Annotated in this window: 9 protein-coding genes and 1 other RNA gene; 5 read left to right on the forward strand and 5 right to left on the reverse strand. The window is 41.1% G+C overall.

The window, feature by feature from the left end; all coding sequences use genetic code 11:
* Positions 1-187 precede the first annotated feature (187 nt).
* The 3 genes from PN471_RS17000 (at position 188) to rnpB (ending at position 1,663) form a co-directional block, all read left to right on the forward strand.
* On the forward strand, positions 188-358 hold the full coding sequence (locus PN471_RS17000) for a GxxExxY protein (RefSeq protein ID WP_271777855.1): 171 nt from the start codon (positions 188-190) through the stop codon (positions 356-358).
* Between the two features lie 151 nt (positions 359-509).
* Positions 510-1,217, forward strand: a complete 708-nt coding sequence (locus PN471_RS17005) for a hypothetical protein (RefSeq protein ID WP_271777856.1) — start codon at positions 510-512, stop codon at positions 1,215-1,217.
* Positions 1,218-1,299: 82 nt separating this feature from the next.
* Positions 1,300-1,663, forward strand: an RNA gene (gene rnpB / locus PN471_RS17010) — RNase P RNA component class A.
* Positions 1,664-1,906: 243 nt separating this feature from the next.
* Here rnpB and ftsH3 read toward each other — a convergent pair.
* From ftsH3 to petC, 5 genes are all read right to left on the reverse strand, one after another.
* A complete protein-coding gene (ftsH3, locus tag PN471_RS17015) occupies positions 1,907-3,751 on the reverse strand; it encodes an ATP-dependent zinc metalloprotease FtsH3 (RefSeq protein WP_271777857.1) in 1,845 nt (614 codons plus the stop codon).
* A 244-nt stretch (positions 3,752-3,995) separates the two neighbouring features.
* Positions 3,996-4,781: a hypothetical protein gene (locus tag PN471_RS17020; protein ID WP_271777858.1), complete on the reverse strand. Its 786-nt coding sequence runs from the start codon at positions 4,779-4,781 to the stop codon at positions 3,996-3,998.
* A 76-nt stretch (positions 4,782-4,857) separates the two neighbouring features.
* Positions 4,858-6,069 (reverse strand): acetate kinase, encoded by a 1,212-nt coding sequence (locus tag PN471_RS17025; RefSeq protein WP_271777859.1) that lies wholly within the window; start codon positions 6,067-6,069, stop codon positions 4,858-4,860.
* 430 nt (positions 6,070-6,499) lie between these two features.
* Positions 6,500-7,501, reverse strand: a complete 1,002-nt coding sequence (gene petA, locus PN471_RS17030; RefSeq protein ID WP_193896362.1) for a cytochrome f — start codon at positions 7,499-7,501, stop codon at positions 6,500-6,502.
* Between the two features lie 101 nt (positions 7,502-7,602).
* Positions 7,603-8,142 (reverse strand): cytochrome b6-f complex iron-sulfur subunit, encoded by a 540-nt coding sequence (petC, locus tag PN471_RS17035; protein WP_271777860.1) that lies wholly within the window; start codon positions 8,140-8,142, stop codon positions 7,603-7,605.
* Between the two features lie 356 nt (positions 8,143-8,498).
* Between petC and PN471_RS17040 the strand changes: the two genes are divergently transcribed.
* Entirely contained in the window at positions 8,499-8,807 is a 309-nt protein-coding gene (locus tag PN471_RS17040) for a DUF3067 family protein (RefSeq protein ID WP_271777861.1), read from the forward strand.
* A gap of 676 nt (positions 8,808-9,483) precedes the next feature.
* Positions 9,484-11,772, forward strand: coding sequence for an IMS domain-containing protein (locus PN471_RS17045; protein WP_271777862.1), 2,289 nt, complete (start codon positions 9,484-9,486; stop codon positions 11,770-11,772).
* Positions 11,773-11,809 lie beyond the last annotated feature (37 nt).

Consider the following 11,809-nt stretch of genomic DNA (forward strand, 5'->3'; position numbering starts at 1 on the left):
AGTAGGTAGACAAAAATAAATAGAACTATGTTAAGTAAGTTAACAGATTCTGAAATTGGCTCGTAGTTAGGGCTTTAGCCCTACTTTCAGGTCTAAAGACCTTACTACAAACCTTTAATTATTTACGTTACTCTACTTAGACAATCATGAAGTAAGGTAGGGTAGGGTAAGTTAGGGTCAAGAAAAGATGATCAATGAAAAGTATAAATACTCAGAACTGGCATCCAAAATCATTGGATGTTCTATGACTGTGCATAAAACATTGGGTAGTGGTTTTCAAGAAGTAATTTATCAAAGAGTATTGGTAATTGAAATGCAATTGGCGGGTATTTCTTTTGCAAGAGAATTTGAAATATGATTTTTATGATTGATAGGATGAAGATGATTTACTCTTATGATTGAGAGTCACACCTGTGAAAATCTTCATCACATTAATCAAAAAAATCGGACGAATCATAGTTAAGACTATGCTACCATCTACCAATGGGTAGAAAATCAGGGTTATAAAAATGCAAAGTGGTGACCAAAATCTGATTATTTTGATGATTTACATACTAACCGTCTATTGGACATTTAATCGCATGATTGAATCTATAGACGATATAGTAAAACTAGATTTCCAAGAAGATGCTGTTGATAATCAATTAAAAGAACAAAATCTCCAAGACACTGTGGGTATTTCCTTTAAAACAGGTACTTATGGTTTGGATAAAGTAGAAACTGATCTCAAAGAGTTATCAATGAGTATTGAAAATAAATCAGATAGTATTGCCATATATGTTGACTGGGATAATAGTTCTTTCGTCGTTGAACATACCAAGCAATCTCGGCGCGTGATTCGCAAATCTCCAGATGTAACCCGCGATTTAGCCATACCTCAAGTACCGACAATCATTGCTCCTAAAAAGACAATTTCTGAAAATGTCACCGCAGAAGATGTATTTCAAAGAGACAAAGAATCAGGAACATATAAACCAGCTTCTCCCTTAATTAATGTTGCTGCTATCAAGAAAAATGATAAACAAAAGAAGTTATACAAAGACTTTATAGATGGCAAAAAAGATTTAGAATTTTCATTACAAATTGTGCTGCGAATTTCGGAAATGAGAGTCGGTATTGCGCCAGGAATGAATGTTCCTCCAGTGTCAATTATTAATTGTCCTTTCACTATTAAAAAGCTTCCTTGGACCTATGCGTTACCTTGGAATAAAAAGTGATCTATGAATATCCTCAACTTCTGGAAAAAGTCGGGGATCTGAATCTGGTGATTTTCAGGCAATCAAATGTAAAATAAAGAAGAGAGTAGGCGTGGGCAGTTGCAGATTAGTCATGAAGACTGGTTTGAGGAAAGTCCGGGCTTCCGAAAGACCAAACCTGCTGGATAACGCCCAGTGCGAGCGATCGTGAGGATAGTGCCACAGAAAGATACCGCCAGTCAATTTATTGATTGGTAAGGGTGCAAAGGTGCGGTAAGAGCGCACCAGCAGCGTCGAGAGGCGTTGGCTCGGTAAACCCCGGTTGGAAGCAAGGCCACGAGGAACTATGGTTGGTCTTTTACCAGTTCCGCTTCAAAAGAGCCGCTAGAGGTGTTTGGTAACAAGCATCCCAGATAGATAACTGCCCTCGCAAGAGAACAGAACCCGGCTTACTACCGACTCTCTTTGAAAACGGACTTTGGATTTTATTTTCCATAGTTCGTTTTTTCAACTACTACAAAAAATTGTAAAACTCAGGTATTAAATCTTTTTGATTATACTTTGACAAAAAATTTTTTAGATTTGGTGAATTTAGCTTTGATAAATTGAGTGTATTGATGATCAATTTTAGCATCTTTAACGTTCACAAGAAACTAAAAAGAGTAATTCCAGAAAAACTAGAATTACCCTTTTTAAAGGTTTAGGAAAAATTACGCAAAGGCAGCCATTTTCACATCGTTATTACCAAGAATTTCTTGTAATTCCTCAGCGTCTACGGTTTCTTTTTCAATCAGCATTTGAGCAATTTCATCTAATACCTTGCGGTTATCAACTAAAACTTCTTTAGCTCGACTGTAAGCAGTATCTACCAACTTCCGAACTTCTTCGTCAATAGCAGCAGCGGTTTCTTCTGAGAAGTCACGTTCTGACATAATATCTCGACCCAGGAACATATTTCCTTGTTGACGACCCAGGGCCACTGGACCCAAGCGATCGCTCATGCCAAACCGAGTTATCATTTGTTTAGCTACTCTAGCCACTTGCTGTAAGTCATTAGAAGCACCAGTGGTAACTTCCTCTTCACCAAAAATGATTTCCTCAGCCAGACGACCACCTAAAGCCACAGCCATTTGATTTTCCAAATAAGCACGGCTATATAAACCAGTGTCCATGCGGTCTTCACTGGGAGTAAACCAAGTTAAACCACCGGCTTGACCACGAGGAATAATGCTAATCTTTTGCACAGGGTCATAGTCAGGCATTAAAGCCCCAACTAAAGCGTGACCTGCTTCATGGTATGCAACCAAAGTTTTGCGCTTTTCGCTCATTACCCGGTCTTTCTTTTCAGGACCGGCTAATACACGGTCAATTGCATCATTAATTTCATCCATCGAAATTTCGGTTAAATTCCGACGGGCGGCTAAAATTGCGGCTTCATTCAACAGGTTAGATAAATCTGCACCGGTAAAACCAGGAGTCCGACGGGCAATTTTATCCAAGTCTACATCTTTAGATAAAGTTTTACCACGAGCATGAACTCTGAGAATTTCACTTCTACCAGCGTAGTCGGGACGGTCTACCACAACTTGACGGTCAAAACGACCCGGACGTAATAAAGCAGCATCTAATACATCAGGACGGTTGGTAGCAGCAATAATAATAATACCAGTGTTACCTTCAAAACCATCCATTTCCGTTAGTAACTGGTTGAGGGTTTGTTCCCGTTCGTCGTTACCACCACCTAAACCAGCACCCCGTTGACGACCTACTGCGTCAATTTCATCAATAAAGACGATACAAGGAGCATTGGTTTTCGCTTGTTCAAATAAATCGCGGACACGGGAAGCACCCACACCAACGAACATTTCTACAAATTCAGAACCAGAAATTGAGAAGAAAGGAACACCTGCTTCTCCAGCAACAGCCCGCGCGAGGAGGGTTTTACCAGTACCAGGAGGTCCAACTAAAAGTACACCTTTAGGAATTTTTGCACCAATGGCGGTAAAGCGATCGGCATTCTTTAAAAAGTCTACAACTTCATTTAATTCTAATTTGGCTTGGTCAATACCCGCAACGTCACCAAAGGTAACTTGAGTTTGGGGTTCCATTTGCACTCTGGCTTTAGATTTACCAAAGTTCATAGCTTGGCTACCTGGTCCACCTTGAGCGCGACGGAGAAGGAAAAATAAACCAACTAGCAACAATACAGGGAAGAATAAGCTGCTAAGAGCCTTAAACCAGAACCCTTCGTCTGCTTGAGGTAATACGGCAATATCAACACCTTTATTTGTGAGAGTATTGATTAAAGCTGGGTCATTAACTAAGGTAACAATCTTTTTGTTGGGGTCATATTTAGGTGTCACCAAAGCTGTAGACCGGTCAGAACTCAAACTGACTCTCTCAACTCTGCCTTTTTCAACTTCTTGGAGAAATTGGCTGTAGCGCCATGTTTCTCGGCTTTGAGGTTGTTTGTCAAACAATGCCGTTCCTAGCGCAATAACAACTATAAAAAGGAGCGCGTACAGCCCCGTATTTCGCCATCTTTTATTATTCACCGATGTTGATTCTCCTGTACTTGTTTGCTGCTTATACCTAGCTTCTCTAAGGAAGAGGACATTATGATAATTATGTTAACTTATCTTAATATATCTTAAAATAATCCTCCTGTCACAATAAAAATAATTTGTTCTACCCTACAGCACTAAAAGATGAGGATAGTAGGAATTCTATTGTAGCGATTCTTTGCGGGAGTCAGGAGTTAAGGAGTCAGGAGGAAGAATAAAATTACCCAATGACCAATCAATCTTTTTCTGGTGGTCTAATACTAACTGTGCCGTCAGCATTTTTAACGACCCTTCCTCCCAAGCCTTCAATTTCCTGAATTGCTCGGTTGCGAGTTTTTTCATCCACATTATTGTTTAAAACCATTGCCCATGTAGCTACTCGTGCTGCTTTACTGTCAGGATTTTTACTCAAGAATTTCGCAGTTTTCTGAGAAATATATGCTACTTGCTTGCCTTCTTCATCAGTATAAGCGATCGCCCACTCTGCGGCTTTGAGGAAAGATTTTTTTGATGATTGAGCATTACCTAAAAATAATAACTCATCTGTGCCTTTATAACGCCAAATATAGTATGATTTGGGGGGAATTTGTGGTGATAAGGATTTTAATCCTTTTTCCATCAGAGCTATAGTCCTATCTGGCATACCACCATATAAAGAACCACTTATAGAAAGCCCTAAATAGGCTTCTAAAAAACGTGGATCACGGTCCAAAATAACTTCAAAATACTCCGGGCTGATACTGTATCCGGTTTTGTCTCTGGCCTCATTATCACCGAAGAATTGCAAAAAGTCAATATATACCCAATCGGCAATGAGATTTTTATAACTAAAACTGGGGATAGCCTGAAGTAAGTTTAAGCGGAAAATTTGTTTTTTGAGGTCTTTTTGCAGAGTTTCTGCGGAAATAGATTGTTTATTAATTAATAGTTTTTGCAGTTTTGGTATTTGCATTAAGCTAATACTGACAATACAAAAGCCAGCAACTAAGGGCGTGGTAATAGCTTCACGAGATAAAAACATAGTAGGGAATAGGGAATGGGTAATGGGTAATAGGGAGGGATTTTCTTCTTTCTTCTTTTTTCTCCTGACTCCTCTATTATTTTTGCAGTAATTTCCAAGATTGTTGAGCTATCGCCCAATCTTCTTGAGTTTCTATAACTAAGACTCGCACTGTGGAATCAGGTGTGGCAATATCAACATCAATAGGTTGCTGGTGATTTTTCGCTGAGTCAATTTTCAGTCCTAAAAATCCCCAGGCTTCGCAAGCAGCTTGACGAATTGCTGGGGAGTTTTCGCCGACTCCAGCGGTAAAAACTAAAACATCTAAACCTTGTAAACTAGCCAACATTGCCCCGATCCCAGACCGGAGGCGATGTACGTATATATCCCAGGCTAGTTGGGCGCGTTGATTACCTTGGTCTTTTGCGGCTATCACTTCCCTTAAATCACTAGATACTCCAGAAATACCTTTTAATCCTGAAGCTTTATTTAATACATTATCTAATTCTTGACTAGAGTAATTATACTGTTGCAATAAATAAATTAAAATCCCTGGATCAATTGAACCACTGCGGCTACCCATCATTAAACCATCTAGGGGAGTAAATCCCATTGTTGTGTCAATACTGCAACCATTTTTGATAGCGGCTAAAGAACAACCATTACCTAAATGACAGGTAATTATTCGCAGAGATTGTAAATCTTGACCAAGAATTTCCGCTGCTCGATTGGCACAATACTGGTGACTGATGCCATGAAAGCCGTAACGGCGAATATCTTGTTGAACTAAATGATAGGGGATGGGATAGGTAGCTGCGGCTTCGGGTAAAGTTTGGTGAAATCCGGTATCAAAAACTGCGATTTGGGGGATATTCCCTAGACTATTTTCAATGGCTTCAATGCCAGCTAAAGCGGCTGGATTATGGGCTGGGGCTAGATTGCATAGGTGAGCGATCGCCTGTTTGACTTCTTCCGTAATTATTACAGCCTCTTGGTAATTTTGTCCGCCATGTACCACTCGATGTCCTACCACATCTATGGCTGCTAAATCATCAATTACCTTGGTTGTGCTATTTGTAAGGGTAGATAGCAAATGAGTAAATTGCACCTGTCGGGAATCATCAGTCAGGGTTTCTTGTAGTTTTGCACCTGTAGCGGTTTTAACTGTAATTTCTGCCTGATGGTCTTCAGCCCAATTGATTTTTCCTACCCACAGAGGTTGGGGGGCTAAATTAGGAATCGTGGATGTGATGTCATACAGACAACTCTTTTGGCTGCTAGAACCGGCATTGAGGATGAGTATTTTCATACAGCGATTTCAAATCATATAAGGTATATCTTAGCCCCCTCATCGCTTGCGGGGAGGGGGTTGGGGTTCTTGTTCCGGGTTTGATGACAATTTGCTGTAGGGTTTTTCCGACTGGTAATAAGTACCTAAAATCACAACCTAAAACTTTTCAAACAACCTCTAAGATACAAGGTTGGGTTGTGGAACGTAAACGTATCCCTGCGGGACACTGCGTGAACGCGGAGCAATAGCATAAAACCCAACAAAGCAGGAAATGGACAAGGTATTGATAAATTTGATCAGTTTATTGCCCATTATAAGAAAAAAGACAGGCGAAAAGCCTGTCAAATAACCAATAATCTAGTCAAGAATTTGTAATCATTCTGAACAGTGATTTTTTTGATTCATGAATTATCTAAATCAAATAAATCACACCGATCATAGTTATGATTTAGAAATTCATTTCCGCAGCTTGGACTTTTTCTACTTGTTTCTTCTTGAGAACTAGCATTACTTGTGCCATCATCACTAAACAGATAAAAGCAACTAACCATGCAACTCTAGAAGAGTCTTGCAAAACAATTTCTGCATCTCTTTGACCAAAACCACCAACATTGGGGTTGTTGGTTAAAGCATCACCAATGGCAACGGCTTGTCCTTCCGTCACAATTAATTCTGGTCCAACGGGAACTGTATCGGTAACAACATCACCAGTTGCGGTTGTGATGCTGATTAGATTCTTAACGTTGCCGTCTTCATCTTCTGTTTGAGCAATTTTGCTAATTGTACCGGCAGCGGAAGCGTTGAATAGGTTATTATTGCTCTTCTCACCTGTGGGGTAAACTTGTCCACGTCCGCGATTACCGCCTACATGAACAGAGTATTTGCCAAAGTGGATATTTTTGTCTGTAGCGGGGTTAGGAGAAAGAATGGGGAAGACGATTTCTTGATAGTCTTCACCGGGTAATGGACCAACGATGACGACATTATCTGTGCTGTCGTTGTAGGGGGTGAATGTCATGTCACCCACTTCTTCTTTCATTTCTTCAGGAATGCGATCTTCTGGGGCAATCTTGAAGCCTTCGGGCAACATTAATACAGCCCCGACATTTAAGCCCACCTTAGAACCATCAGCACCAACTTGTTGCACGGTGGCATCGTAAGGGATTTTGACAACGGCTTTAAATACGGTGTCAGGAAGTACAGATTGGGGAATTTCTATTTCTGTGGGTTTAGCAGCTAGGTGACAGTTAGCGCAAACAATTCGCCCTGTGGCTTCACGGGGGGTTGCGGGAGCGGTTTCTTGCGCCCAAAAGGGATAGGCAGCGGCAGTTTGTGGAACGGCTATATCGCTAGTGAAGAAAAAGGTAACAGTAGCGATCGCTATTAGCAATGTCTTAACCATTGCTTTAGCAGTGCGAGTTAACCTCGCAGGTGTAAGGGCATTTCTCATCTCTATAAAGTCATTTGTCAGTTGTCAGTTGTCAGTTGTCAGTTGTCAAGAGTGAATCTGAGAGTTACTCCAAACGACTAAGCACTTGTGTAACTTGGAAATTAAGCCCACCAAGCGGCATCTCCGGTGCGGAAATCGGTTTCTGTCCAAGGTGTGAGTAGAATTTTGTCGTCTTCTACCTTGGCATGGGCTAAAGCTAAGGATTTTGGTGCAGGACCACGAATTACTTTACCAGTAGCGTCATATTGTGAACCATGACAAGGGCATTTAAACTTATTCTCTGCCACGTTCCAGGGCACAACACAACCTAAGTGGGTACAAATAGCATTAATCCCGTAGTCAGTGATCGCTTCTTTACTTTCTACTACAATATAGGTAGGATCTCCCTTGAGTCCTTGCACCAAAGTGCGATCGCCTACATTATGGCTATCCAGAAACTTACTAACACTAACATCATTACCTAGTTCATTCTTGGCTACAGTACCGCCACCAGCACCACCACTAGCAGGAGGGATGAAGTAGTTAACAACAGGGTACAATGCACCTAACGCCACTCCGGTAACAGTCCCAAAAGTGAGCAGGTTCATAAACTGACGACGACCCATATCGGGAACGTCTGTGATTTCTGAAAATTGAGCCATAATCTCCGCGCTGTTTGTGTAATTTATTAATCATTTTGACAAGAGTACCAGCACAAGAGCCACTCTCATCTGAACTGAAATCATAACGCTCACAACGATGCCATAATTCTTAGTTGCAAGACATAGTGAACATCTTTTCCGTTAGCATTACATTTCTTTATATCCCTATCATACTGGAGTCACGGAACTTAATATCATAACTAAATGTAAAATCTAGATAAGCTAAGGGGAAGAGGCAGGGGGGCAGGAGGCAGGGAACAGGGGGCAGGGGGCAGGGGGCAGGGAGCAGGGAGAAGTAATTGTCTAATTACCAAAATCCAAAATCTAAAATCTAAAATCTAAAATCTAAAATTACTATGACCGGAAAGGAATTACGCCAACTGTTGATTGATAAATGGGGACAACCTTATGATGTCCAGTTTCGCCGCACTCAGGGCAAAATATTTCTGCAAATCATGTGGAAATATTTTGGACAAGTTTCTTTTCCCATGAGTGAGACAGATTATCAAGATCATCTGGACAACATTGCTAATTATCTTAATGCTTTAGGCGGAATACAACAAGTACAAACTTTTATTCTAGAAACTAAAGAGCGTCCTCGTCTTGGTAAAGCAGTTAGTATACCTCTTGATTTGGGTGAGCGGGCTTCGGAATGGATTGTTTAAAAATCAGGTAATAGGTAATTGATCCCTAACTCCTGATTCAGTAACTTTAAACTGAAGATATAAAAAAATTAACGGCAAAAAATAAGATATCTGTTACTATATACACTTATTGTACTAGGTTAACACGGTATTAATCAGGCTGTCAGTAACCCAGCCCTAAAGGGACTGGGCTTGCAAGAGTAATCAAACAAGCCGTACTGACCAGACCACCCTGAGCGTTGTCTAAGGGTAGCCGTTATTGGAGTCACGACACCTCGGAATGCGAAGCTAGTTCCCCGCTCTGTCATTTGCAATTAAACAGTTTTAAGGTCACTGAAACAGTGTTGCAAGTCTAAAAAGCTCTTATAACAGGTCGAAGCTAACATTACCCCAGAAATGGGAGGCTCTTTGGAGCAAAACATTATGCGTACAGAGTTGGAAAACTTGAATCGGTAATTGTCCCGTTGAAAGTACATCACAAAAGTACCCCGAATTTCCCAACTCCAAGGCGGTAATGAACAAATATGGTTCTTAAAACCACCCATGTCGCTTCCCTCTTAGGTCTGAAGACACTGATTTTTTCGCTTACCGTGAGGTCTTATAATTATGGGACGGTTTTAGAAGCCTGGAACGCTCCAGGTAAATTATGTTAATTTTTACGAGATGCTACGAGAACACAGTGCAGGGGACGTAAGCTGTGCGAATTCCGCTTGATTATTACCGAATTCTAGGATTACCGTTGGCGGCAAATGAGGAACAATTGCGACAGGCATATAGCGATCGCATTGTCCAATTGCCCCGACGGGAATATTCGACTACCTCTATATCTTCTCGCAAGAAGCTGATTGAAGAAGCTTATATGGTTTTATTAAATACCGACGAGCGCAAAGCCTACGATCAGCTTTATCTAGCTCACGTTTATACTCCTAACAAAAATGCTGACACAGTTTCACAAGAAAACCTAGTAGATACTAACCCCAAAGACCAAGAGGCTCAAAGTCTCAGCATCGAAATCACCCCAGAGCGATTTGTTGGTTCTTTGCTAATACTCCAAGAACTAGGAGAATATGAATTAGTATTAAAACTCGGTCGCCCGTACCTAGTTAATAAGCCTAGTCTAATTAGTCTCAAAACAGGTCATCGTACCACCCAAACAGAAACTCCTGAAAACCCAGACCTACCAGACATTATCCTCACCGTCTCCCTAGCTTGCTTAGAACTAGGAAGGGAAGAATGGCAGCAGGGTCACTATGAGAATGCCGCCGTATCCCTAGAAACTGGTGAGGAATTATTAGCACGGGAAGGCCTATTTCCCAGCGTCCGCGCCGAAATGACCGCCGATCTTTACAAACTGCGTCCCTACCGCATCTTGGAACTATTAGCACTACCACAAACACAGATCCCCAAACGTCGGCAAGGATTAGAATTATTACAAAGTATCTTAGAAGACCGGGGTGGTATTGATGGCACGGGCAACGATCAATCAGGACTCAACATAGATGACTTTTTACGATTTATCCAACAAATTCGCCATTATTTAACAGTCTCAGAACAACATAAACTCTTTGAATTAGAAAGTAAACGCCCCTCAGCTGTGGCTACATATTTAGCAGTATATTCCTTAATCGCCAGAGGTTTTGCCCAACGCCAACCAGCTTTAATTCGCCAAGCCAAGCAAATGTTAATGCAATTAGGCAAACGCCAAGATGTGCATTTGGAACAATCCCTTTGTGCCTTGCTCATGGGACAAACGGAAGAAGCCACCCGGGTTTTAGAACTCAGTCAAGAATATGAAGCCTTAGCTTTTATTCGGGAAAAATCCCAAGACTCACCAGACCTGTTACCCGGACTATGCTTATACAGTGAACAATGGTTGCAGCAAGAAGTATTTCCCCATTTTCGAGATTTGGCAAAACAGCAAGCCTCGTTAAAAGAATACTTTGCTGATAGACAAGTACAAGCTTATTTAGAATCTTTACCCAACGATGCCCAAATCACGAATGAATGGGCAGTAATTAACCATCAATCCTTTCCCCAGCCAGATATTCATCATTCCAATCACCATCATAATCACACCACACAAACACCACAACATCACCAACCAGTCAATCCTGAGTTACCACAAACCCATCCTCGACCTCAACCTGAATCTTCCCAGGGTTCTATACCGAGATGGAATCATCCATCAACAGATGGAAATGGGGGAAATCAAATATCACAAATACCCTTAACAGCAGCCAACCCAAACAGAAGAACACATCCAGTTAATGATCATCCGACCGCAGCGACAAACCACCAACCACCCAAACGCAGGAGACGTAAACCCACTGCTAATACCCTTCCCCAGCGATTTATCCAGTCTCAAACTAATTTTCTCAATGGTCTAGATCCAAAAACGCGCTTAGTTTGGCTAGTTTTCTTCTCATTGGGAGGAGTATTAATTTTTTCGTTATTAGTATCAACAACTTTTGGCTTGGTCAAAAATATTTTCTTTCCCAGTCCATCATTAAAGGGAGAACAGTTAGCAATACAACTAAATCAACCACCCACCAACATTCCTGACCCGAATAGCGAACCTGAACCCACCAATAACGAAGAACTGACCAAGGAGACAGCAAAGGAAGTAATTGAAACTTGGTTATCTGCCAAAACCTCAGCTTTAGGGCAAAAACATGACATTGATGGTTTAAAGGAAATTTTAACAGGTGCAGTTTTATCCCAATGGCAGTCGGTAGCCCAGCAAGAACAAGAGGAGAAACGCTATCGCCAATATAAGCATCATGTAGAAATAGTCGCTGTCTCTAAAAAAGGTACAGATAAAAATTATGTATCTGTAGACGCTAAGGTACAAGAGGTTACTAAGTTTTATCAAAATAGTCAGCAGCAAAAGTCTTCTAATGAAAACTTGCGGGTTCGTTATGATTTGGTTCGCAAAGAAGGCAAATGGCTGATTCAGAAAATGTCGGTGATGCAGAATTTTTTGTAAGGCAAGAGGCAAGAGGCAAGGGGCAAGAGTAAAGAAG

The sequence above is a fragment of the Aphanizomenon sp. CS-733/32 genome (genome assembly GCF_028330045.1).
In the GTDB taxonomy this organism is placed as follows: Bacteria; Cyanobacteriota; Cyanobacteriia; order Cyanobacteriales; family Nostocaceae; genus Dolichospermum; species Dolichospermum gracile.